Genomic DNA, 25,311 nt, shown 5'->3' with positions numbered 1-25,311 from the left:
ATTTTTTAATAAATTCTAATAATTATTAGAATTTATTAAAAAATAACTTTATGGTTAGATTAAAATAAATCTTAGTTTTTAATCGATATTATTAAATAGTTGATGATTGTTTGTTAATGATCGAGATAAGGAATTTTGGGTAGATTTTTTTATTATAATCATTTAATAATATTGATTTTTTATATAATAATTTGATATATTTATGTATATGGTTTAAACTATAATCTAGTAAAGGAAGTTGGAGTTATAATAAAGGAGGAGATTATGAAGAAGATAGATTTACATATGCACAGCAATTATAGTGATGATGCTGATTTTACTCCTCAGCAATTGATAGAAATGGCAATCGAGAAGGGTTTAGCTACAATCTCTATTACTGACCATAATTTGACTGATGCAATTCCTGAAGCTTTAAAATTAACAGAAGGTAGTGGTTTAGAGGTGATACCTGGAATTGAGTTTGATACCAATTATGGTGATAATATTCTACATATTTTAGGATACTATATAGATTATAATTCACCTAAGATAGATGAGCTATTAGGGGGGCTGGAAGAGGCTAAAAAAGAACAATTTTATAGAAGGATTGAACGGTTACAGGAATTAGGCTTTGATATTACTACACAGGAGGTATTAGAAGCATCAGATAATGATAGACCTTTGGGAGGATTTATTGCTGAGGTTCTATTAGCCAAGGATGAAAGCAGAAAAAATCCAGACTTAGAGACTTATTATACTGGTGAAAAGAGTGACCAACCTTACTTCAACTTTTATTTAGACTTCTTTAGAGCAGGACAACCTGCTGATATTCCCTGTTGGAAACCTTCGTCTAAAGATACTATTAGGCTAATTAGAGAGCTAGGTGGGGTAGCTGTATTGGCCCATCCAGGATCTACCTTAAATCCTGAAGATGAAGAGGTGGTAGATGATCTAATTGAGGCAGGTTTACAGGGGATTGAGGCTTATAGTACTTATCATAATCAAAAAGAGCTAGAGCAATGGTTAGCTCTAGCTAAGAAGAAAAACTTATTAGCAACTGCTGGAAGTGACTTTCATGGTCATTTAAAACCTAAAATAGAGCTTGGTGAAGTAGCAGGTAATGATTATACTATTATAGAGCAATTAAGAGAATTAAGGGGGAGCAATATAGATGACACAGGATTATATTATTAGAGCAATGACAACAAATAAGGAGATTAGAGCTGTAGCAGTTAAATCAACTGATGCAGTTAATAAGGCACAGCAGGCACACCAAACTACACCTGTAGCAACAGCAGCTTTGGGAAGAGCCTTGACTGGGGGTTTAATAGTTGGAAATCTAGTCAAATCAGGTATGGAGATTAGCTTAGATATTACAGGTGATGGACCTCTAAAGAGAATTATCGTTAATGCTAATTATAAAGGTGAAGTCAGGGGATATGTCAGTAATCCTAATATCGACTTTATCAAAAATGAACTAGGAAAGCTAGATGTAGCAAAGGCTATTGGTAATGGATCTTTGACTATCAAAAAGGATTTAGGGATAAGAGAGCCTTATACAGGTAGTGTACCCTTGGTATCAGGAGAAATTGCTGAAGATTTGACCTATTATTTTACTAAATCAGAGCAGACTCCTTCAGCAGTAGGGTTAGGTGTTTTAGTTGATACAGATTTATCGGTAAAAGCAGCAGGTGGATTTTTAATTCAATTATTGCCTGATGCTAGTGAAGAGACTATAAGTAAGCTAGAAGATAATCTAACAGAGATAAAATCCATCAGTGCGTTAATAGAGCAAGGTTTAACACCAGAGGAGATATTAGAAAAGCTATTAGCTGGCTTTGAATTTAGAGTTTTGGAGAGGGCAGATGTTAAATTCAAATGTAAATGTAATCGTGACCGAATTGCTGCTCTAGCAGTTAGTTTAGGTGAAGATGAGATTAGAGAGATTTTAGAAGAGCAAGGGAAGGTTGAAATCCGTTGTCACTTCTGTAATAATTCCTATCAATTTAAAGAAGGGGATATAGAGGAAATCTTAGCCAAATCTAAAGAGGATAATTAAGACTTTTCTTGAAATTGATATAATAAAGTTAATGGTAGAGGGGTATAATGCCTCTCTATTTTTATATAAGGATGCCTATTAATGGAGAATATTACGATACTTTCAAAATTAGCGTGAGTGGGTGTGTGAGTAAATCCCAATAAAAAGGGATTTGGCACATACCACACTCATAGTTCACACTCGACACGAAAGTTCTCTTTATCTCTATACTATCTCAAGTTATATATCAATATATTAGTGAAATTACTTATAATTAGATTAAGAAAGGAGGATTAATATATTGAAAAATTCAAAGCTAAAGACGATAATAAGTCTCTTAGGTTCTTTGCTGGTGCTCTTAGGAGTGGTATTATTTATTCCAATTATTGTTAGTTTAATCTATCAAGATGATTTAGTTAGAGTCTATCTGATTCCAGCTATATTTTCTTTAATAATAGGGTTAATAACTAGATTTAAAGCTCGTGAAGATGATATCTCTCCTTCTACAGGTATGCTGGTCTGTGCTCTAGGGTGGATTGTAATTTCAATGATAGGGGCAATCCCTTTTTATTTAGCTTTAGATTACTCTTACATTGATACTTTATTTGAGACAGTAAGTGGTTTTACTACTACAGGTATTACAGTCTTCTCTGGATTAAGTAAGATGCCTAAGTCTATTCTATTTTGGCGATGTCTAATTCAATGGTTTGGAGGTCTTGGTTTCTTAACGTTTTTTCTTGTAGTTACCTTTCGTGGACAATCAGGTTTGTTCCAATTATTCACAGCTGAAAGCCATAAGATAAATATGTCCCGCCCAGTACCAAATATCTTTAAGACGATTAAGATTTTATGGGGGATTTACATAGGTTTTACTGTGGTAGAGGTACTTATTTTAAAGGTATTAGGTTTAAGCTTTTTTGATGCTTTGACTCACTCTTTTACCACCTTATCCACAGGAGGTTTCTCCAATTATGACCAGAGTATAGCTTATTTTCAGCAGGCTGGCTATCCTTATTATAGAGCAATAGAGTATGTAATTATCTTATTTATGGCATTAGGTGGAATCAACTTCTTGGTACACTATAAGGTATTAACTGGAAAGCTAAGCGAGTTATGGGAAGGGATTGAGATGAAGTACTTTTGGGGGATAATTACAGGGGTAAGTTCCTTAATTATCTTAGACCATTATCTAGAATTTCCTTTTGTTTTAACGCAATTAGAAGGTATAGTTCGTAAGACCTTATTTCAGGTAGTCTCAGTTATAACGACAACTGGCTATGCTACTGAGGATATCAATTCAGCCTTCTTCCCAGCTTTAGCAAAGCAATTATTATTGATATTAATGTTAGTTGGTGGTTGTGTTGGTTCTACCTCTGGTGGTATTAAATTAATTAGAGTAGCAATTCTAAATAAATTATTCAAGAGGGAGATAAAGAAGGTATATTATTCCGAACGTGCTGTTTTACCAGTTGTAGTAGATAAGAATGTAATACCAGATACTGAAATTTTTAGAATTGTGGCACTTGTTTTTGGTTGGCTATTATTAATTGTTATTGGTGGAGGGATTACAGCTGTTTTTTCAGATTTGGAGCCTTGGAATGCTTTTTCTGGTATCTTTTCAGCATTAGGTAATATTGGACCTTTTTATTTCAGTGTGGCTAAGATGCAGGGCCTGTCAGATATAATCAAAGTTACATATATTATTGCCATGTTAGCAGGAAGGCTAGAAATACTACCGATCTTTGTAATATTTAATAGAGGAGCTTGGAGGGATTAGTTATGTATATTGTTATTGCTGGTGCAGGTGTAGTTGGTAGAAATTTGACTAAGAGATTAACAGAGAACCATGATGTAGTGGTAATTGATTTAGATAGAGAGATGTGTGAGAGGGTTTATTCCCAATATGGTGCTGTCAGTATCTGTGGTAATGCTACAAATATCAATGTCCTCAAGGAAGCTGGTATTCAGCGCTGTGATATTGCTGTTGGAGTTATGAGAAATGATGCAGATAATCTTGCTTTTGCATTATTAGCAAAGAACTATAATGCAGAGCAGATAATGGTTAGGATGAGAGACCCAGAGTATAAAAGTGCTTATAAATTGGCAGGAGCTACTACCATCGCTGGAGTTATGGATTTATTGGTAGAAGAGTTTGTTCTTGATATTGAGCAACCAGATATTAGAAAGGTTTATTCTTTAAGTGGTGGTAAAGCAGAGATATCTGTTTTGACAGTACCAAAGGGTTCTTGGTGTGATGGCAAGAGTATCTCTGAAATTGTTAAAGCTAAGAGCTTTCCAGAGCATATCTTAATTTCAGGTATCTTTGATCAACAGGAGGATAGGTTGATTATCCCCCATGGGAATACTAAGGTCAAAGAATTAAGTCAGCTATTCTTAGTGGGAACATCAGAGAATATAACTCAAGCTGCTAAGGTTTTACTTAAATAAATTCTTTAAAAATATAAATAATTGAGATAATAGGTGTTTAGACACTTTGCTACTAAATAAAAATTATTGAAATATCCCCATAAATAGGTATTATCTATATTAAACTTGACTAATCTTTTGCCCCGCTCTCTTAGTAAAGAATAAAGTGGTTCACAGATTCCTGATAACCGATTTCTTATATTTTATTATTAGTTATCAATCTGATTTTTCATAAAAGTCATGGAAGAGCCATAAAATTAATTACTATTAACAAAAATTTAACAAAAAATTAACAAAAATGTTGAATAAAATTTACTTATTTAACGTAATATTAAAGTAGCTTATTATCGATTTAATCTTTGCTAAAAAGGGGGGATGAGATAATTATGAAGGTAGATATCTATTATTATTCTAGAACAGGAAATTGTGAAGAGGTAGCTAAGATGTTATCTGATAGGCTAGATTCAAACTTATACCGTATTGCCGATAAAGGAGAGGATTTTAAAGGTTTAGTTGGATGGTTCAAAGGTGGATATTATGCCTTTAGAGATAAAGAATCTGATATTAACTATCATCAAGGTGATAGTAAGATTATTTGCCTAACTACCCCTGTATGGGCAGGCAAGATACCTCCAGCAGTACGCCGTTTTATAAATCAATTTAATTTTAACGGTAAAGAGGTTTACTTATTGGCTACAATGGGAGGAAATGAAGGTAAGGTCTTTGAAGTATTGGAGAGGATGTTGGCTAAATCAGGTACCAAGATTATTGGTAAAACTGCTATTAAGGCCAAAGATATTAATACTTGTGATTTATATTTAGACCAATTATGTAGTCAGCTTTAGGTGAAATTATGATAGATGATTAGAAGAGTAGATAATATAATTATTTGGTTCTTAGGTAACTTTTAAAGGAAAAGTAGATTATTATATTTTAGCCATATATAACCTGATTAGAACTCTTATTTATATTAATATAACTTAAATTTAATTATTTCTATTGTTAAAATCTAAATTATTGAGTAAACTAACATATGGTAAATAAAAATAAGACTATAGAAATTTCTATAGTCTTATTTTTATTTGAAGGATAGATTGTTATTATCTAGAATCTATATAATTATAATGATTTGAGTCAGTTGTTGAATAAATTATTTTGGAGTGATAAGTAGATGATTAAAGTAATATTATTTGATTTAGGTGGTGTAGTTACAGAGACTAAATTTGATGATGTATTGATTAAATATGGTAGTGAGTATGGATGGGACTTGTCTCAATTGAGAGAGGAAATTTTTGGGGAAGAGTACTTTTTATTATTAAAGGGTCAACTGACTTTAGAGGAGTTTATCTCTTATCTTAATAAGGCCATAGATAATGTAAGGATTGAAGATTTAAGTAGTTTTGTCGATGAATATTATCATGCTGAAATCGTTAAAGAAGATGTCAAAGAGGTAATTTTGAGTTTGAAAGAAGATTTTAGAGTAGCTTTAATTACCAATGATATTGGTCAATTAAATCATAAGCTGATAGAGTTAGATATATTGGGATTATTTGATAAAGTAATTAACTCATATCAAGTAGGATTTTGTAAGCCTGATATAGAAATCTATAAATATGCGTTAAAAGAGTTTGAAATTAAAGGTGAAGAGTGCCTTTATATAGATAATAATATTAAGAGCTTAAAATCAGCAGGAGAGTTAGGGGTTAAAACTATAGAATTTAAAGATACCATTAGTTTGAAAGAAGAATTAAAAAAGTTAAATTTGCTTGCAGAAGCTTATTAATGCCTCAACAAAGAACTTTGTGATTGATTTGATTTTAATAAATAGATGAAAATCAAATCTTAAATTATAAAAAATAAGAAAAAGAATTCTCAGTCACAAATTAACACTAATAAATTAGTAAATAAATTCTTTGAACTTATTCGTGTAGATTCGTGGCAAAAAATATTTTTTAAATGATTTTCACAAAAGTCGTGGAAGAGCCCACAATATTAATTATAGAGCCATATTAGCTTATTTATTTGCTCTATAAAATGAGCCCTAATTATAAAAGAGAGGTAGGTGAGAACTGTCAACTTATAAAGAAGAGTGAATCTGATGGTGTTAAGAGATAACTATAGATTAAAGTTATTGACTAATAGGTTCAGCTATATAAGTTGGCAAGAATAAATGAAAAGATTTTTAATATTCTCTTTATCGCTGTTGTTGACATTTTTATTAGTGGCTTGTAAATCTGAAAGTAGTAATTCAGAAGTCGTAAACTATAGTCCCGTATTTAGTAATCTTAATTTACTCCAAGAATTTGATAAATTTGAAGATAAGTTAGAGCAAATGCCTACTGTTAGTAATAAAGAAAAAGAGATTGATAAGCTAATCAAGAAAATTGGAGTAGAAAATTTTCCTTTAATTCAAGATGATAATGTTATCTTTGTCTATAGGGCAGAGTCTCAGAAGAAGGATATATCTTTTGTAAGTGATTTAAGTAATTGGAGAAAGATAAAAATGAAGCAATTATCTGATACAAGTTTATATTATCTAAAGATTAAAGCTCCAGAGGCTTCGCGGTTTGATTATAAATTTGTAATAGATGGAAGGTTTAAAAATGATCCTTTCAATGATAATAAGACAGTAAGTAGTGTCTTTGGTCTTAACAGTCAAGTGATGATGCCTAAATATAATAGCCAAGGGTATTGGAGAGATGATTTGACAGTAAAGAAGGGGCACCTTAATAAAGAAGTACTTAAAGATGCAGAGGTATCTATTTATTTACCAGCAGATTATAAAGAGAACTCTACAAAGAAGTATCCAGTATTATATTTTATCGGTGGTGATAAGTACTTAGAATATGGAAATGTCACCAATACTCTTGATAAGATGATTGCTAAAGGTAAGCTTGAGCAAGTGATTGGGGTTTTTATCGATTCTAAAGAACTATCCTCTGAAAATAGGGTTAATAGTCTGATTATTAAGAAGATAATTGCTTATATCGATAGAGAGTATCCTACGCTAACTGATGCAAATAAGAGAGTATTGATAGGTTATAATATCTTTGCAGACCTGGCTTTACGTACTATTTTAGAGAATAATGGGCTTGTTGCTAGTTATCTTGGAGAGTCACCTATATTATCTGAGAAGAGTATTGAATTATTAGCAGAAAATACAAGAAAGAATATCAGTTTCTATCTACATTGGGGTGAATTTGCTAATCAGCAGAATCTGGTCAATAACTTTAAACTTGCTAGAAGGTTGAAGGAAGAAGGTTATCGCTATAAAGCAGAAATCAACCTAGATGGCAATGATTGGGGCAATTGGAGGGAGAATATTGCTTATGGTTTAGAATATATCTTGTCTGATGAGCAGTCTTCAAATGGAGTTGACAGATTAGCAATTAAGGAGGACTTTGATGGTGAATTTCCCAACCACTTTCAAATAGAGAATGATGAAAATATAATAGCAAAGGAGTGGTCTGGGAAGTACCAAATTACCTTTAAAGATACTAGTTATGCTAAGTTGACCTACTATAAATTTAGCAATTTTAATCTAGAGGCTGACTTAGAGTTATTAAGTAATTATCCCTTTGCTTTTGTATTCTCTGGAGAGAGGAACCATACTTTACTGATTAATCCTCAACAGAAGTTATTTAATATCTATATTGATGGTGAAGAGGTATACAGCAAAGAGATTATTGATTTATTACCTGTTAAGAAGATTAGACTCACAGCTAAAGATAATAAAATTGATATATATTTAAATGGTCAAGATTTAGGTGAAGTTAGTTTTACTACAGAGATGAGTAATTATTTATCTATTTTAGGAGTTAAAGGAACGGAAGTAAAATTTGATAGACTCTATATAGAGGAAGAATTTTAAGAGCAGCTGATTAAATCAGTTGCTCTTTCTTATCTGAATCAGTTGTTGTGGTATATCAGCAGTATAGATATATTCAGCTTGGAATTGTCCGTGATAATCTTCAAAGGGGATAGAAACTGCAACCTCTCTAACCTTATTCCAAAACTCTTCTGGTACAGAGTAATCTTCATTTAATTGTAAGATACTATCAGCAATAAAGTGGGGAAAAGCATATAATTTAGTTAAATTTAGTTTATTGATAGCTACTTCTATATGGATATCTTTGTTAGTAGGTTCACCCCAAAAGTAGATTCCTAGAGGCCTTTGTACCTTATTATCGATAAAATTTGTTATATCTCTGGGGTTTTTAGCATTCTTTAAACCTTCTCTTTTAATTGTCTCTATAGCTTTTTCGAATGTTATAGGGTTATCTTCATTGATAAAGTGGTATAATCTATCAGGAATATACTCTGGTTTTGGCATCTGATAATATAAACTTTCAAATTCTAAAAGTTTCTCTTCCTGTTCTATAAGTGATAAAGGTCTTTTCTTGGTTTTTAACATTTTATTTCCTCCTCTAATTAAAATTTTATCCAAAATTAAGTGAAAATATTTAAAGGCAGGGTGAGTTTGATTTTGAAGTGATAGTTAATGGGGATATTGGAACACTTTTAAAATTAATGTGAGTGGGTGTGTGAGTGTGATTAAACCCTAATAAAAAGAGATTTTACACACACTCACACTCATAGTTCACACTCGACATGAAGTGTCGTAATATTTCTCTATAACACTATATTTAGATTTTAGAGCTAAATATTTAACTTATCCTCTTGAGGATATTTCAATCTTATTATAAGATAGTAGTTGTATTACTTTATTTTTAGCAACATTATAATCTGGGAAGAATAAGCTGTAAAAAGAGATGATTCTAAATTAATGTATTCTGTAGCAACTTTTAGATAGATTGGGAGTGGAGTAATGGAGAAAAAACAGAAAGTAATTGGAATTATGGGTGGTACCTTTGACCCAATACATAACGGACACTTATTGACAGCAGAGTGTGCTGCTTATCAATATAATTTGGATGAGGTAATCTTTGTACCATCAGGTAATCCACCACATAAGATAGAGAAGAGAATTACCGATGCTGAAGATAGATACTTAATGTGTATGTTAGCTATTATGAGTAATCCTAAGTTTCGGGTCTCTAGAATGGAGATTGATAGAGTTGGTCTATCTTATACAATAGATACAGTAAGAGAGTTTAAAAGTTTATATCCAGAGGCTAAAATCTATTTTATCACTGGTTCTGATGCAATTTTAGAGATATTTACTTGGAAGGATCCTGAAGAGTTGTTGCAAGAGGCTGAGTTTATTGCGGCTACACGCCCTGGTTATTGTTTATCAGAGTTGGGTCAGGACATTTATGATTCTCATCTTAATAGTATACATCCTTTAGAGATTCCTGGCTTGGCAATTTCCTCAACAGATATTAGAGAAAGGATAATGCAAGGTAGACCAATTAAGTATCAATTGCCAGAGACGGTAGAGATGTATATTAAAAAGCATAATTTATATAAATGGTGACTGGTGGTGAGTGGCAAGTAATGGGTTAAAATCTTCAAATTCTTTATTACTATCCTAAAATTAATTATAATTTTACTGGTAAAGCCATAAATTAATTGAAAAAAATTATATTTGTGTTATGATAAAAGAGGACGTTAAAAATAATAACGGTTGGTTTTTAAGTTGATATATAGCTTCAGTAGACTTCATAAACACTATTTATTTCAGGTAATTTCATAATAAGATCGATTTGATATTTTATACGACTTTATAATAAAGCTACATATAGAGGGGTATTTTTATAAGAATTTTATGAGATTGAGCGTTGATACATAATTAGAGTGTATTGGCAGTATAACTGTATAGTGTAGTTGGCTATTTAGTTTTCCTTAATGAATTTAGCTGAGATAATTGGGCTTAATGATGATTGAAATAGTTGTTTGAAATTTATTATTTATGCAATTATTTATTATCAGATGCACATATTATATATCATAAGGAAGCTGACTAACAGAAAAGGAAGTGTAATAATTATATGGAAACAAAAAGATTTGATGAGTTAAACTTATCTGAAGAGATAAGAAAAGCAGTTGAGGATATGGGATTTGAGGAAGCTACTCCAATTCAGACCCAGTCTATTCCTCATATATTATCGGGAAGAGACGTAATTGGACAAGCTCAAACTGGTACAGGTAAGACTGCTGCCTTTGGAATTCCTTCATTGGAGAATGTAGATGAGAATGATAAGAGTGTACAATCACTTATTTTATGTCCAACAAGAGAACTGGCTATTCAGGTAGCTGAAGAGCTAAAGAGACTTGCTAAGTATAAAAAACAAGTGAAAATTGTACCAATATATGGGGGACAGTCTATTAATCGTCAGATTAAAGCCTTAAAGAAAGGTGTACAGATTGTAATTGGTACACCTGGACGAGTGATGGATCATATGAGACGCCGTACTTTAAAATTGGATAATTTAAAGATGATCATCTTAGACGAAGCTGATGAAATGTTAAATATGGGCTTTAGAGATGATATAGAAACAATTTTGGAAGGAATTGAAGGGGAGAGACAGACTATATTCTTCTCTGCTACTATGCCAAGACCGATCTTGGATTTAAGAAAGAAGTATCAAAGCAATCCTCAATTAGTTAAGGTGGTACATAAAAAATTAACTGTACCAAATATAGAGCAAGGATACTTTGAAGTTAAGAAGAGAAACAAGTTAGAGGTTACAACGCGTTTAATTGATATTTATAACCCTAAACTTTCTATAATCTTTTGTAATACTAGAAGACAAGTTGATGAACTTGTAATTCAGTTACAGGCTCGTGGGTACTTTGTAGATGGATTACATGGTGGTCTTAATCAACCACAGAGGGATAGAGTTATGAGTAAGTTTAAAGGTGGTACTGTAGAGATATTAGTAGCAACTGATGTAGCAGCTAGAGGTATTGATATTGATGATATCGAATTGGTATTTAATTATGATCTTCCTCAAGATGAGGAATACTATGTTCATAGAATTGGTAGAACTGGTCGTGCTGGTAGAACTGGTCGTGCCTTTACTTTCGTATCAGGTAAAGAAGTTTATAAACTAAGAAGGATACAAAAATATACCAAAACTAAGATAGAGAGAATGCATGTGCCATCAGCTAGTGATGTAGAAGAGATTAAGATGAAGTTGCTTTTAGAAGATGTTTTTGCTATCTTAGAAGGAGAAAAGTTGTCTAAAGAGATTAAGATGATTGAAAGCTTAATTGAAGATGAGTATACTTCAATGGATGTAGCAGCAGCTTTATTAAAGCTATTAATTGAAAAGGATAATAATAAAGAAGAAGCAGAGGTTGAAAACTTTGGTGATACTGGTGCTGAGCCTGGTATGGTCAGACTATTTATCAATATTGGTAAGAAACAAAAGATTAGCCCTGCTGACATTCTAGGAGCAATTGCTGGAGAGACTAGTATCTCTGGAGACTTGGTTGGATTGATTGATATCTTTGATAGGTTTACCTTTGTAGAGGTGCCAAGAGAATATGCTAGTGAAGTTATCAATGTAATGAAGAATAATACGATTAAAGGTAAGACGATAGATATAGAACCAGCTAATCCAAGATAAAGTTCAGTTATGAGTAACTAGTGATGAGTGACGAATAGAGATTTTAAAATATTATATCAAGACCTAATAAGAAGTTGCCGATTGGCAACTTCTTATTATAATAATAACTTTTATGTGAGTGTAGAAGGAAAGTGCGAAACTTTCAGCCCCCTCTAACTCCCCCCTGATAAGGGGGAGAATAAAAATATGTCTTTAAGTCCTCCCCTTATCAGGGGGAGGATTAGGTGGGGGTTGCTTTTAGAAATTGTCGCAATATCCTCATTAATTAACACTCCTTATTTCTAAATTTAGTCATAGAATAAGTGGATTATTTGTAAGGAGGGAAGAACAAATGACTGAAAATCAAGCAATAGAAAAATTATCAACAATGATTGGTGAGAAGCGGTTAAAGCATACTTTGGGTGTTAGAGATACTGCTATTGACCTTGCTAAAGAGTATGATGTTGATGTTGAAAAGGCAAGGTGGGCTGCTTTATTGCATGATTGTGCCAAGAAAATATCCAATAATCTCCTATTGCAAAGAGCTAAGGAGTTTGGTATAGTGATAGATGATATTTATAAAAGGGTGCCTACTTTATTGCATGCTCCTGTAGGGGCTGAAATTGCCAAAAGGGAGTTTGGGATTGACGATGAAGATATTCTAAATGCAATCTCTTTGCATACTTTAGGCCATAAAGATATGACTACTTTAGATAAGATTATATTTTTAGCAGATTATATTGAACCCAATAGGGACTGTGAAGCAATTAATCAGTTAAGAGAGTCTATAAAAGACAAGTCATTGGATGAAGCTGTAAGATTGGCTTGTGAAAATACACTTAAATATAATTTAGAAGAGGGTAGAGTTATTCATCCTCAAAGTATTGAGTTGAGAAATTCATTGATCAGTGAATAGCAACTAGTAATAGTTTTAGTTTTATTTATTAAGTATTTTTACTCATTACTCTTCACTGCTCACTGATTACTGCCCTCAAAATTAGAGAGGAAGTGGGATTATGTCCCTAAAAAATAAGGTGACAAAATTTGTTCTGTTGGCTGTAGTCATCTGTTTGGTAGTTGTAGGGGCAGGTCTATTAACTTTTAGTTTGATGTTAAGTAAATCTACTAATATAGAAGAGCCTAATGAGAATAATTCAACTCCTATAGTAAAAGGAAATGAGTTAAATGACAAGCTCAATATTCTTCTTTTGGGTGCTGATTCTAAATGTAAAGGCCATAATCGGGCTGATACTATCATGGTTGCTAGTATTGATTTAGCAGAAAAGAAGGTGGGGCTTATCTCTATTCCTAGAGATACTAGGGTAAAGTTAGCTGATCGAAATAGTTATAATAAGATTAATGCTGCTTATTCTTATGATGGGGTAGAGTTGACTCAAAGAAGTATAGAAAATTTATTACAGATTAAGATTGATCATTATTTAGAGATTGATTATCAAGGTTTTATTGATATGGTCAATACTTTAGAAGGTATTGAGGTGGAGATAGAGAAAGATCTTCATTATGTAGATCAAGCTGATAATCTCTATATTGATTTGAAAGCCGGCAAGACTAAGTTATATGGTGAAGATGCCTTGTCTTATGTACGCTTTAGACACGACGCTTTAGGTGATCTAGGTAGGATTCAGAGGCAACAGAAGTTCTTGAAGGCAACATTAAATAAGATTTTAGATGTTAAGACCCTGTTCAAGGTTCCAGAATTGATTAAAGATTTTAGCCAGAATGTTAAAACTGACTTGGGTCTAAGTAAGATGCTAAAATTAGCATCTTTTATCCCTAATTTCAGTTTAGAAGAGATTGAGATGGCAATGTTGCCAGGGGAGCCTAAGTATATTGACGGAGTAAGCTATTGGTTACCCCATAAAGAGGAGACTAGAGTATTAGTTAATACTTTAATTAGAGATAAATCTTATCTTAATCATAAAGAGTTACAGTTGGTTATTCTAAATGGTAATGGGCAACAAGGTGTAGCAAATAACTTTGCTGATTTATTGGAACAACAGGGTTATTCTATTAAAAGAGTAGGGAATGCTGATCGTTTTGACTATTCTAAAACTACCATTGTTGCTCCTCAAAATCAATTATCTAATTTAGAGGAGTTAGCTAATTATTTGAAGAGTGAATTGGTTGTTGGAGAGGGAGCGGAGATTAAGATAATTATCGGTCAAGATATAGAGCATATTAGAGTAAAACAAGGAATTTTGAGTTAGGTATAGAATAAATAGTTTAATATTAGGATATTATATAGATTTATTAGGAGGTCATATAGTGAAAGAAATTAACACAGAAGAGTTAGCAAAAAAGGTTGCAGAAGCTGCAGATGATAAAAAGGCAGAAAATATTAAGGTCTTAGATATGAGAGGTGTCTCTATCTTAGCAGACTACTTTATTATTTGTAGTGGAGCAGCTGATACACAGGTTAGAGCTATTATCAATTCTGTTGAAGATGTCCTTGAAGATGAAGGAATTTATGTTAAAAATAAAGAAGGCATTGATGAAGGAAGATGGGCTGTTTTAGATTATGCCGATGTTATTGTTCATGTCTTCCATAAAGATGAAAGAGACCATTATCAATTAGAGAAGCTATGGGGAGATGCTAAAGAGGTTAATTGGCAGAATTGAGTTTAAATCTAAGTCTAAGTTTAATGTCTACTTAGACTTAAGCTTAGACTCATACTTGATTTTAGACTCAGTTCTAATAATATTTTCCCTTGACAAAAATTATTGATTAATCTATAATAATTGTAGCTAAATATTGCTTTATGGCACAGAAGAGGAGTAGTAGGTGTAAACTGAACTCGCCTCGGAGCTATATAGGTGAAGTAGTAGTAGCCTATACGGTTAACAACCGTTATCCTGTTTTATAAAGTGGGTATGTATATGGTTTTGGGGATATAGCTCAGTTGGGAGAGCGCTACACTGGCAGTGTAGAGGTCACCGGTTCGAGCCCGGTTATCTCCACCAATCTTTAATATACCAAATAGGGTGGTACCGCGAGGAACTCTCGTCCCTACTAAAGAGTTTATCTTTATTAGGGGTGAGGGTTTTTTGTGTATTAATATAAACTCAGACTATAAAGTATAGTATCAAGTACATAATATAAATATGTAAATATCAATTATTAAATCACTATTAACTAAAAACAGGAGGTTGCGTTGATGAAAGGTAGATATGATTATAAAAATGTTGAGCCAAAATGGCAACAGAGTTGGGAAGAGACCCAACTGTATAAGAGTGAAGTTACTAAAGCATCTAAGTATTATGTTTTAGAGATGTTCCCTTATCCATCTGGTAATTTACATATGGGTCATGTTAGAAACTATTCTTTAGGTGATGTCTTTGCCCGTTATAAAAGAATGGAGGGACATAATGTCTTACATCCGATGGGATGGGACTCCTTTGGTCTACCTGCTGAGAATGCAGCAATCAAGCATGGAATACATCCGAATAGCTGGACCTGGGATAATATTGCTAATATGAGAAAGCAGTTTAAGATGTTAGGTCTAAGCTATGATTGGGATAGAGAGGTAGCTACTTGCCATCCTGACTATTATAAATGGACTCAATGGTTATTCTTAGAGCTATATAAAGAGGGATTAGCTTATAAGAAGAAGGCAAATGTTAACTGGTGTCCAAGCTGTCAAACAGTCCTTGCTAATGAGCAGGTAGTTAATGGAGAATGTGAGCGTTGTGATAGTGAGGTAATAGATAAAGATTTAGAGCAATGGTTCTTCAAGATTACTGATTACGCAGAAGAACTATTAAATGATCACAAATTATTAAAAAATTGGCCAGAACGAGTTAAGACGATGCAAAATAATTGGATTGGTCGCAGTGAAGGTGCTCAAATTAAATTCAAGATAAAAGATAGTGATGAAGAGATAGAGGTATTTACTACTCGACCTGATACTATCTTTGGTGCTACATATATGGTCTTAGCTCCTGAGCATCCATTGGTTAAAAAGTTAGTAACTGGTACTGCTAAGGAAGATGAAGTTATGAGCTTTATTGCCAAGATGAAGGAGCAGGATGAAGAGCAGAGAACTGGTGCTGATGCTGAGAAGCTAGGTGTAGATACAGGAATTAAAGCGATTAATCCACTAACTGATGAAGAAGTTCCAGTTATGATTGCCAATTATGTACTGATGGGATATGGAACTGGTGCTATTATGGCAGTACCTGCCCATGACCAACGTGACTTTGAATTTGCTAAGAAGTATGATTTAGAGATTAAGGTTGTAGTGCAAGGGGAAGAAGAGTTGAAGGGTACAGATTTGACTGAAGCCTATACAGAAAAAGGTGAGATTGTTAATTCTGATTTCTTAAATGGGTTGAGCTTTAAAGAGGCTTTTACTAAAATTATTGAACACTTAGAAGCAGAGGGTATTGGTAATAAGGAGGTTAATTATCGTTTAAGAGATTGGTTAATCTCTCGCCAAAGATATTGGGGTACTCCAATTCCAATGATTTATTGTGATGATTGTGGAGTTGTGCCAGTACCAGAGAAGGATTTACCAGTACAATTGCCTACTAATGTAGAATTTACAGGTCAAGGTCAATCACCATTAGCCAATGTAGAGGAATTTGTTAATACTACTTGTCCTAAGTGTGGTAAGAATGCTAAGCGGGAAGTAGATACAATGGATACTTTCGTTGACTCTTCTTGGTACTATATGAGATATACCTGCCCAGAGTTATCTGATAAGATCGTTGATAAGGATAGAGCTAATTACTGGATGAATGTTGACCAGTATATCGGTGGAATTGAACATGCTATTTTACACTTGCTTTATGCAAGGTTCTTTATGAAATTTATGAGTGACCAAGGACTAGTCGATTATAAAGAACCCTTTGATAACCTATTGACTCAAGGCATGGTCTTATTAGATGGTGCTAAGATGTCTAAGTCCAAAGGAAATATCGTTGATCCTATGGAGATTTTAGAGAACCATGGTGCTGATGTGGCTAGATTGTTTATTTTATTTGCTGCTCCTCCAGAGAGGGACTTAGACTGGAGTGACGAGGGGGTTGAAGGTGCTGAACGATTCTTGAACCGTGTCTGGAGATTAGTATCTGAGCATAGTAATGATTTGAAGGTAGCTACTGATGATTATTCATTGAATAATAAGCTAGAAAAAGAGCTACACCGACAGCTACATGTAGCTATTAAAAGTGTAACTGTAGATATTGCTAAGCGTAAACAGTTTAATACTGCTATCAGTTCAATTATGGAACTAGTTAATGCTGCTTATAAATATCTAAATGAAATCGATAGTGAAGAGATAAATTATTCTTTATATAGAGAGGTTGTAGAGACTGTTGTCTTATTGTTAGCTCCATTTGCACCGCATATGACCGAAGAGCTATGGTCAGAGCTAGGATACGAAGATAGTATTCATTTACAAAGTTGGCCAGAGTATGATGAAGAGGCTACTAAGAAGGATGAAATTACAATTGTTGTTCAAATTAATGGTAAGGTAAGAGATAAGGTTGAAGTTGCTGCTGATATTGACCCTGAAGAGTTAAAGGGAATTGTTAAGGCTCAAGAGAAGGTGCAAGAGTATCTTGAAGGTAAGACGATTATTAAGGAAATTGTTGTTCCTAAAAGATTGGTTAATATTGTTGTAAAATAAAATAATCTTTAAAGCTTGCACCTGCTAGGTGTAAGCTTTTTCGTATTTTTATGAAAAGCCATAAGGAGAGAATAAGATGAAAGATCAAATGCAAACAAGATATGAAGATGCTAGTGGAGTTTTGATGGATGAGTTGTTGGATTTCTTCAGTTCAGAGGGTTATGCTGAAGAGATAAGACCAGTACTTAATAATTTTATTCAAAGGCTGGGCTATGTCTTTTTAGAGGAGTTATCTAAGCCAGAACATGACTTCTTCTTAACTACAGCCTTATTTGATTATCCTATTAGAGGTGGAAAGACAGTTGCTCAACTCTTTAAAGAAAAAAATAAGACTAAGATATCTATGGAGCAAGAAGAGGTTTTAGAGGAGTTATTAAGCCTATCTTTAAGTATTTATCAAGTCAGAGGGATTAATGATAATAATGCTTATCTTCTCCAAAGTCTATATAATCAAAAAGAGCTAGTATTATCTCTTGATGAAGATTATGGTGATATACTCCAGGTTGGAAATATTGTCATTGCTAGACTAGCTAAGATAGGGGAGAAGTATGAGCCGATAGGTCCTTTTAATATCTTGCCAGGGGATGCCAAAGAGTTAATTATGCAATCGGTTAATCAAAGAGTCAGAGATTATCAAGAATCTCTAAAAGCAGATCTTAGGAAAGAAGATTTGTTTAATAGTTTCTTTAAAAATAATAGTTTAGAGGTATTTTATCTAATGAATGACCTAGAAAATTCTATAGAGGAAGATTTATTGAACTTTCCAGAGGAAGAATATTACCCTAATAAATTATATGAAGCAATTTATAAGGTGCAGTCTAGAAATTTAGTGATAAATAAGTTATCATCCCATCCTAATATAGAATATGACTCTTCAGAAGGTGGACTTGATTTTTTAGTTTGGATTTCAGATGAACCAATTGATAATGAGGGGTATGATTATAGGATTTATGGTAGATTTATAATCGATGATAATAAGATGTTGTTCCATTCAGATATTTTAGAGAAGTTTGAGGAAGGAAAAGATATAATTAATAGATTACTAAGTTTTTCAGCTATTTATGAAAAGGAGCGAGTTTTGAATATAGATAAAGATCAGTCTATACCTATTGAGATGCTAGAAAATCTTTTGGAGACCTTACCAATAGACTTTGATGAGGGGTTAGAAGGTAATAATATTTTTGAGTTGCTAAGTAGTTTTAAAGGAAGACAACAGCTTGATTTATTCTTAGATTTATTACAGATGCATGTAGAGGGTTTTGGAGAGGATTCTAAGGAGTTAGAAGCAATTTTGAAACTACAAAATTTAATAGACTTATATAAGAGGGAAGAGGATTTTGAGGTTCAAGATGGTGTAGAGGAATTATTAGTAAGTACTATGAATGATTGTTATGATATAAATGAAATTAATGAAGCCTTATTATTGTGGAGAGATTATAAGAAATCTGTAGAGGTAATAAGAGGTAGAGAGAAGAGTTGGGCAGGTGCTGTTGAGTATATTATCAGTGATTTTGAAGGTTATGGACTTACTCAAGAGGAGGTTGCACAAAAGTATGATGTGAGTAGTGTTACTATCTCTAAAAAGTACCGTGAGATAGCTGATATTTTACGGTTGTTTGATTTATAATATTCAACTCTAAAATTAAATTAAAATATGATATTGTATGTGTCTTTAAGGAATCAGGAGTCAGCAAGTAGTTATCAGTAAAACAGACTGATTCCAGATTTCCGATTCCTGACACGAAAGCGTTTTAATATCTCTATTAAGAGCAACTGTCAAAGGTTGCTCTTTTTTTATAGGGTAAGTGGTATAAAATTATATTAAAAGTCAACAATAAACAATCAGGAGGTGAGAGGGTGCTTAAGATTCGTAAGAAAGAGGACTATATCTTATTGCTGCTGATTGTTGCAATTATTCTAGCTACTCTGTTACTATTTTTTAAGAATAATAATTTTAACACTGAAGATGCTATTGAAATTAAAAAAAGTTCTGTAAGAGAAGAAGTGCTTAGTCAGGCAGGAAGAGTAGAGGATAAAGTTAATTATCAGAAAGAAGAATCTCAAAGGGCTGATACTTTTATAGTGCAGTTAGGTGGGGCTGTCAAAAATCCAGGGGTCTATAAGTGCCAAAGAGGAGAGCGAATCTACCAACTATTAGAGAAGGCAGGAGGAGTTAGTGCTAATGCAAACTTAGATAGTATCAATTTAGTTGATAAGGTCAAGGATGGTCAGAAGGTTATCATACCATCTAATAAGGCTATTGAAGAAACTTCTAGCTTACTACTTTCTCAGCATATTAACAAGGTAAATATCAATACTGCTAGCAAAGAGGAGTTAGAACAACTAAAAGGTGTAGGGCCTTCGACAGCTGAAAAGATTATTGAGTACCGAAAATCTCAGGGTAAATTTAGTAGTCTAGAGGAGTTAACTAATGTTTCTGGAATAGGACCCAAGACTTTGGAAAAACTTAAAAGTCAGATTGCTTATTAAAGTCAAGCGACCTTTGTTAGAGATATTTGTTTTATTGGGATTAGGTCTGATTGTAGGAAATTATCTTTCATTAGAAGTTATTTCTTTAACCTTACTAGAGGGATTAGTTATTATTTTAGTAGTTATAGCAAGTTATCTTTGGAAGAAGAAATCAGCTAAAGGGAAAGTTATTATTTATTTTATAATATTTCTATTAGGATTTATCTATCTACAGTCTGTAGAATTACAGTGGCAGAAGGATGAATTGGGTAAAGTAATAGGTGATAAGGTTAAGTTAGTAGCTAAGGTTATAAGAGTTAGTGACAAAGGTTATAAAAAGGAGTATCTCCTTAGGGATATTACAATTGTTGATAGAGATATTTATAGTACTAAAGATATATTATTGTCTGCTTATAAGATAGATCCTAAGTTAGGATATGGTGATGTTATCAAGGTTGATACTAAACTAGAGTTGGCTGAGAATCAACATAACCCAGGGGGATTTTCTTATCGCAATTATTTAAAGCAACAAGGTATTTATGCAGTGGCGAGGGTTAATAGCTATGAAGAGCTTAGAGTTATAGCTAATAGGGCTAATCTTATTATGAAGGGTTTATTCAATTTAAGAGAAGAGATTAAATCTTTAATTCAGAGGTATTTTCATCAACCTTATAATTATATCTTAGAGGCATTACTCTTAGGAGACAAATCTCTATTACCTGATAAAATAGAGGATAACTTCAGAGAGCTTGGCTTAAGTCACTTATTAGTTATCTCGGGATTTCATATTGGTCTGCTAAGTTATCTATTCTATCTAATTGGGAGAAAGTTAAATTTCTCTAAAAGATTGAACTTAATATTTAACCTTATCTTTTTAAGCTCTTATTTAATTATAACAGGTTGCCAATTACCGAGTTTGCGAGCTGTACTACTTATCTTTTTAGTCCTATTAGGAGATTATCTGGAGAGAAGAATAGATATTTATAATCTCTTAGCTGGTGTTGGGATTATTATTCTCCTAATCAACCCCTTTAGCCTCTTTACAGTCAGTTTCCAGCTTTCCTTTGGAGCAGTGGTAGCGATTAGCTTTTTGACTCCTATTATCTCTAATTATCTCCCAATCAGAAATGATAAATTGAATAATTTGATTTCAGGCTCTTTAGCAGCACAATTAGGATTAGCACCGATATTAAGCTATTATTTTTATGAAATTTCATTAATGAGTGTATTGAGCAATTTGTTGGTTATGCCTTTGATTAGTTTAGTTTTATGGTTTGGTATCTTTTTTATTTTATTTGCTTTAATGAAGTTAACCTTTATTGCTAAATTGTTTGCTATTATAATTAAGCTAATATTATTGATAGTTTTGAAGATAGTTAATTTATTAGCGGATAATTTTACTACTACTTTAATATTAGGAAAGCCATTTATAGCTATAATAATTCTTTATTATCTTATAATTTATTTTTTATTAAAGATTTTAAAACCGCGACTGATTCCTTATAGTAAAAATTATCAATTACATAGTAAAGCTATTATTTTGGTTATTATTCTGATCCTAATTGTACAATTAGGCTTTAGTGGTTTTAATGGTTTGCAGATAATCTTTTTTTCTGTTGGAAGTGCTGATGGAAGCTATCTAGAGACTCCAACTCATCAGAAAATCCTAATAGATGGTGGAGAGGATGGGAGAGAGATTAGAGAATATTTGAAATCTAGGGGTATTAGAAGAATCAATATAGCCTTTATTTCCCATTTTCATGCCGACCATGTAGGTGGAATTATCGAATTAATGAAAGAATTTAAGATTGATAGAATATTCTATCCACCAACTTTAGAAGAAAATGAGTTATCAAAAGAGTTCTTCAAGTTAGCAGAAGATAAGAAGATAAAGATAACTAAATTGTTTAAAGGCGATAATATTAGAGTTTCTCAGATTAACTTTCAGGTTTTAGCTCCTAACTTGCCATTAATTAATGAAAGTCCAGCAAATAATAATTCTATGGTCCTAAAATTATGCTACAAAAATTTTAAGGTGCTCTTTACAGGGGATTTAGAAATAGAAGGAGAAGAGAGATTATTAGCTAGAGGTTCTAATCTTAAGAGTACGGTTTTAAAGGTAGGTCATCATGGGAGTAGTACTTCAAGTTCTATAAATTTTATTAATAGAGTTAATCCTGATTTAGCTATTATTTCAGTTGGAAAGAATAACTATGGACATCCTAGCAATGAGGTAGTTAATAGGTTTAAGAAAAGGGGTATAAAGGTGTTAAGAACAGATTATTCTGGAGCAATTACCCTTTGGACAGATGGACAGAGCTATAGATATGAGCAATTTTTGTTTAATCAATAGAAGTTAGATTATTATATATATAGAAACCGATAAAGATTTCATATTAACAGTTATAGTAATACAACAAGCTCAAATGATTTTTTTTTGCAACGAATCTCACGAATTGACGCGTTTTTAAATCTTTAATTTAATCTATTAATATCCTAATTCGTGTGATTCGCATTAATTCGTTGCTAAATTAATTTAAATTCTTTTTCATGTTCTATATAGTTTAAATTAAAGTTTTTAGTAAAGAGTGGCAGGCAACGAGTAAAAAAGTTGTCTGGTTACTCGTTACTTGTCACTGCCCTTAAGGTCTAATAAATTGTTGTGTCCAATAAGTTGTTCCGTTTGCATCTTTAGCTAGACCGACACCGATTTCAGTGAATTTTTCACTTAAAATATTCTTACGATGCCCAGGGGAGTTCATCCAACTAGTCATTACTGCTTGAGCAGTCTTTTGTCCTTTTGCTATATTTTCACCAGCAGCAGTAAACTCTACACCAAATTGATTTAGCATCTCAAAGGGAGAACCATAAGTTGGTGATTGATGGCTGAAGTATTTTTTATCACGCATATCTTCTGATTTACGCCTTGCAATACTAGTGACTTGAGAGTTATGTTTATAAGGTTGTAATCCTTGTTTCTCTCGCTCTATATTTACTAGCCTGACCACTTCCTTCTCCATAGTAGCGATGCTTGCATCGGCTGTTGGAGCTGGTTGTTCTTGAGGAGCCTCTTGTTGTGGAGTCTCTTGAGGTGTGGTTTCAGGTGTTTGGGTCATATCTTCTTGTGGTGCTTGTGGCTGTTGATTCATATCATTGTTCATCTTAGGCTCTTGAGTTTTTGGTCTTCTATATCTAGTAAGTCTGTTTTTTAAATTTTGCAACCTAGCTCTATTAGGATTAGGGATATAGACCTTATCTCCAGGATAAATCATATCAGGATCCTCAAAATGCTTGTTCATGTTGAGAGTATCCATAAAGTTAGCCTGGTATTTTTGGGATATTGACCAGATAGTATCACCTTTTTTTACAGTATATACATTTCTAGTTTGAGCAGTTACAGACTCAATATTTAAAAATAATCCACTGAGAAGTATACTGATAAAAATTAGATATTTCACTTTTTTGTTCATTATCGATTTCTTCCTTTCAATTTGATTTTATTTTTTCAAATTTAAATATAAAATTAAATGAGCGATGATATCATCGCTCATTTTCTATATTTAATTGTAGGAGTCTGGAAATTTATAATTTATTTTCCAGCTAACTGGTCTTCATAAGCTTGAATCATCTTTTTAACCATCTGACCACCAACACTACCACATTCACGAGAGGTGATGTTACCCCAGTATCCAGATTTATACTCATTAGATACATTTAACTCTGTAGCAGCTTCTAATTTGAATTTATCTAAAGCCTGCTTAGCCATTGGATTTAAAACTCTATTACTACCAGTTCTAATACTCATTATTTATCAGCTCCTTTTAATAGTATAGTTATTAATATAATTTAATAGTGTGATTAACCTTGAGGAACAAAGTTACCAGCTTTAGCAGCTAGATTGTAATTGTTGTTATTGTCATTAGTAGTAGCATTTTGGATAGTAGCAGTATTAGCATTACCATTAGCGATTTGGTCTTCATAAGCTTGGATCATCTTTTTAACCATTTGACCACCAACACTACCACATTCACGAGAGGTGATGTTACCCCAGTATCCAGATTTATATTCATTGGAAATATTCAACTCAGTAGCAGCTTCTAATTTGAATTTATCTAAAGCTTGCACAGCCATTGGATTTAAAACTCTATTACTACCAGTTCTAATACTCATCATTAATCAGCTCCTTTTAATAGTATAGTTATTGATGTGATTTAATAGTGTGATTATCCTTGAGGAACAAAGTTGCCAGCTTTAGCAGCTAGATTGTAATTGTTGTTATTGTCATTAGTAGTAGCATTTTGGATAGTAGCAGTATTAGCAGCACCATTAGCAGCACCATTAGCCAATTGGTCTTCATAAGCTTGAATCATCTTTTTAACCATCTGACCACCGACACTACCACATTCACGAGAAGTGATATTACCCCAGTATCCAGATTTATACTCATTAGAGACATTTAACTCTTGAGCAGCTTCTAATTTAAATTTATCTAAAGCTTGTACAGCCATTGGATTTAAAACTCTATTACTACCAGTTCTAATACTCATTATTTATCAGCTCCTTTTAATAATATAGTTATTAATGTGATTTTTATTAGGATTATTAGAATATTAATTGGATTATTGACCAGCGATTTGGTCTTCATAAGCTTGGATCATTTTTTTAACCATCTGACCACCGACACTACCACATTCACGAGAAGTGATATTACCCCAATATCCAGATTTATACTCGTTAGAGACATTTAACTCTTGAGCAGCTTCTAATTTGAATTTGTCTAAAGCTTGTACAGCCATTGGGTTTAAAACTCTATTGCTATTACTTCTAATGCTCAACTTTGTCACCTCCTTTTTAACTTTGTACTCTTATTGTGTGTCCTTTATCTTGATGATATACTAGAAAGTTTTATCTAAAAAACAAGATAATAATAAAAATTATATATAGATAGTAAAAAAGAATTATTAGCCATATAGCTATATAAATAAATCAGATATAGATAATAAAATAGTAGAATGATTATTGTACTAATAATATTAAATAAAAATTTTAATAATTTAAATTTTATGTTAAAATAAATATTAAGACTTAGCTTATAGGTATGTGAATTCAAAATGAAACTTAATGGATATATTGGGACACTTTTTTGAGTTGATAGTTGATAGTGTATAGTGGATAGTTAAAAGATTAAAATCCTTATGTTTTAAGTTTTTGAACTTAACTATAAACTATCAAC

22 protein-coding genes and 1 tRNA gene are annotated in these 25,311 nt (G+C 32.6%); 17 read left to right on the top strand and 6 right to left on the bottom strand.

The features are described 5' to 3' along the window. Positions 1-264: 264 nt before the first annotated feature. The 7 genes from ACTCDL_RS06920 (at position 265) to ACTCDL_RS06890 (ending at position 8,315) form a co-directional block, all read left to right on the top strand. Positions 265-1,173, top strand: a complete 909-nt coding sequence (locus tag ACTCDL_RS06920) for a PHP domain-containing protein (RefSeq protein WP_463175358.1) — start codon at positions 265-267, stop codon at positions 1,171-1,173. Beyond that, complete coding sequence (hslO, locus tag ACTCDL_RS06915) at positions 1,151-2,038, top strand: Hsp33 family molecular chaperone HslO (RefSeq protein ID WP_463175356.1); 888 nt, start codon at positions 1,151-1,153, stop codon at positions 2,036-2,038. Before ACTCDL_RS06920 ends, hslO begins: the two co-directional genes overlap by 23 nt. Positions 2,039-2,318: 280 nt before the next feature. After that, a complete protein-coding gene (locus ACTCDL_RS06910) occupies positions 2,319-3,794 on the top strand; it encodes a TrkH family potassium uptake protein (RefSeq protein WP_463175354.1) in 1,476 nt (491 codons plus the stop codon). 2 nt (positions 3,795-3,796) lie between these two features. After that, positions 3,797-4,465 carry a potassium channel family protein gene (locus ACTCDL_RS06905; RefSeq protein ID WP_463175351.1) on the top strand — a complete coding sequence of 223 codons (669 nt, stop codon included), beginning with the start codon at positions 3,797-3,799 and terminating at the stop codon, positions 4,463-4,465. 365 nt (positions 4,466-4,830) lie between these two features. After that, on the top strand, positions 4,831-5,289 hold the full coding sequence (locus ACTCDL_RS06900; protein WP_463175349.1) for a flavodoxin: 459 nt from the start codon (positions 4,831-4,833) through the stop codon (positions 5,287-5,289). Between the two features lie 326 nt (positions 5,290-5,615). After that, the gene (locus tag ACTCDL_RS06895) at positions 5,616-6,227 is read left to right on the top strand and encodes an HAD family hydrolase (protein WP_463175347.1); all 612 of its coding nucleotides are present in this window, start codon (positions 5,616-5,618) and stop codon (positions 6,225-6,227) included. Between the two features lie 387 nt (positions 6,228-6,614). Further along, entirely contained in the window at positions 6,615-8,315 is a 1,701-nt protein-coding gene (locus tag ACTCDL_RS06890) for an alpha/beta hydrolase-fold protein (protein WP_463175345.1), read from the top strand. A gap of 15 nt (positions 8,316-8,330) precedes the next feature. Here ACTCDL_RS06890 and ACTCDL_RS06885 read toward each other — a convergent pair whose 3' ends face one another. Then, the gene (locus ACTCDL_RS06885; RefSeq protein ID WP_463175342.1) at positions 8,331-8,858 is read right to left on the bottom strand and encodes a hypothetical protein; all 528 of its coding nucleotides are present in this window, start codon (positions 8,856-8,858) and stop codon (positions 8,331-8,333) included. A 414-nt stretch (positions 8,859-9,272) separates the two neighbouring features. On the opposite strand from ACTCDL_RS06885, the gene nadD reads away from it, so the two are divergent. The 10 genes from nadD (at position 9,273) to ACTCDL_RS06835 (ending at position 22,431) form a co-directional block, all read left to right on the top strand. Beyond that, positions 9,273-9,881, top strand: coding sequence for a nicotinate-nucleotide adenylyltransferase (nadD, locus tag ACTCDL_RS06880; protein ID WP_463175340.1), 609 nt, complete (start codon positions 9,273-9,275; stop codon positions 9,879-9,881). 514 nt (positions 9,882-10,395) lie between these two features. Continuing rightward, positions 10,396-11,979: a DEAD/DEAH box helicase gene (locus ACTCDL_RS06875; RefSeq protein WP_463175337.1), complete on the top strand. Its 1,584-nt coding sequence runs from the start codon at positions 10,396-10,398 to the stop codon at positions 11,977-11,979. A 331-nt stretch (positions 11,980-12,310) separates the two neighbouring features. After that, positions 12,311-12,874, top strand: a complete 564-nt coding sequence (gene yqeK / locus ACTCDL_RS06870) for a bis(5'-nucleosyl)-tetraphosphatase (symmetrical) YqeK (protein ID WP_463175335.1) — start codon at positions 12,311-12,313, stop codon at positions 12,872-12,874. Positions 12,875-12,974: 100 nt separating this feature from the next. Continuing rightward, positions 12,975-14,186 carry an LCP family protein gene (locus ACTCDL_RS06865; RefSeq protein ID WP_463175333.1) on the top strand — a complete coding sequence of 404 codons (1,212 nt, stop codon included), beginning with the start codon at positions 12,975-12,977 and terminating at the stop codon, positions 14,184-14,186. Between the two features lie 67 nt (positions 14,187-14,253). Next, entirely contained in the window at positions 14,254-14,598 is a 345-nt protein-coding gene (gene rsfS / locus ACTCDL_RS06860; RefSeq protein WP_463175361.1) for a ribosome silencing factor, read from the top strand. Positions 14,599-14,864: 266 nt separating this feature from the next. Continuing rightward, positions 14,865-14,940, top strand: a tRNA-Ala gene (locus ACTCDL_RS06855). Between the two features lie 194 nt (positions 14,941-15,134). After that, positions 15,135-17,609 carry a leucine--tRNA ligase gene (leuS, locus tag ACTCDL_RS06850; RefSeq protein WP_463175331.1) on the top strand — a complete coding sequence of 825 codons (2,475 nt, stop codon included), beginning with the start codon at positions 15,135-15,137 and terminating at the stop codon, positions 17,607-17,609. A gap of 76 nt (positions 17,610-17,685) precedes the next feature. Next, positions 17,686-19,236 carry a hypothetical protein gene (locus ACTCDL_RS06845; RefSeq protein ID WP_463175325.1) on the top strand — a complete coding sequence of 517 codons (1,551 nt, stop codon included), beginning with the start codon at positions 17,686-17,688 and terminating at the stop codon, positions 19,234-19,236. A 230-nt stretch (positions 19,237-19,466) separates the two neighbouring features. Beyond that, a complete protein-coding gene (locus ACTCDL_RS06840; protein WP_463175324.1) occupies positions 19,467-20,099 on the top strand; it encodes a helix-hairpin-helix domain-containing protein in 633 nt (210 codons plus the stop codon). Between the two features lie 13 nt (positions 20,100-20,112). Next, positions 20,113-22,431 (top strand): DNA internalization-related competence protein ComEC/Rec2, encoded by a 2,319-nt coding sequence (locus ACTCDL_RS06835; RefSeq protein ID WP_463175321.1) that lies wholly within the window; start codon positions 20,113-20,115, stop codon positions 22,429-22,431. A 289-nt stretch (positions 22,432-22,720) separates the two neighbouring features. Here the strand turns inward: ACTCDL_RS06835 and ACTCDL_RS06830 are convergent, their stop codons facing one another. The 5 genes from ACTCDL_RS06830 to ACTCDL_RS06810 all read right to left on the bottom strand — a co-directional run bounded on the left by ACTCDL_RS06830 (position 22,721) and on the right by ACTCDL_RS06810 (position 24,922). Next, positions 22,721-23,548: a CAP domain-containing protein gene (locus ACTCDL_RS06830; RefSeq protein WP_463175320.1), complete on the bottom strand. Its 828-nt coding sequence runs from the start codon at positions 23,546-23,548 to the stop codon at positions 22,721-22,723. Between the two features lie 119 nt (positions 23,549-23,667). Next, on the bottom strand, positions 23,668-23,883 hold the full coding sequence (locus ACTCDL_RS06825) for a small, acid-soluble spore protein, alpha/beta type (protein ID WP_463175318.1): 216 nt from the start codon (positions 23,881-23,883) through the stop codon (positions 23,668-23,670). 53 nt (positions 23,884-23,936) lie between these two features. Beyond that, positions 23,937-24,248: a small, acid-soluble spore protein, alpha/beta type gene (locus tag ACTCDL_RS06820; RefSeq protein ID WP_463175317.1), complete on the bottom strand. Its 312-nt coding sequence runs from the start codon at positions 24,246-24,248 to the stop codon at positions 23,937-23,939. A gap of 53 nt (positions 24,249-24,301) precedes the next feature. Next, entirely contained in the window at positions 24,302-24,625 is a 324-nt protein-coding gene (locus ACTCDL_RS06815; RefSeq protein WP_463175316.1) for a small, acid-soluble spore protein, alpha/beta type, read from the bottom strand. 72 nt (positions 24,626-24,697) lie between these two features. Continuing rightward, positions 24,698-24,922, bottom strand: coding sequence for a small, acid-soluble spore protein, alpha/beta type (locus tag ACTCDL_RS06810; RefSeq protein WP_463175314.1), 225 nt, complete (start codon positions 24,920-24,922; stop codon positions 24,698-24,700). Positions 24,923-25,311 lie beyond the last annotated feature (389 nt).

This window comes from Orenia sp., from assembly GCF_055140805.1.
This window is presented reverse-complemented; position numbering and strand designations above follow the sequence as displayed.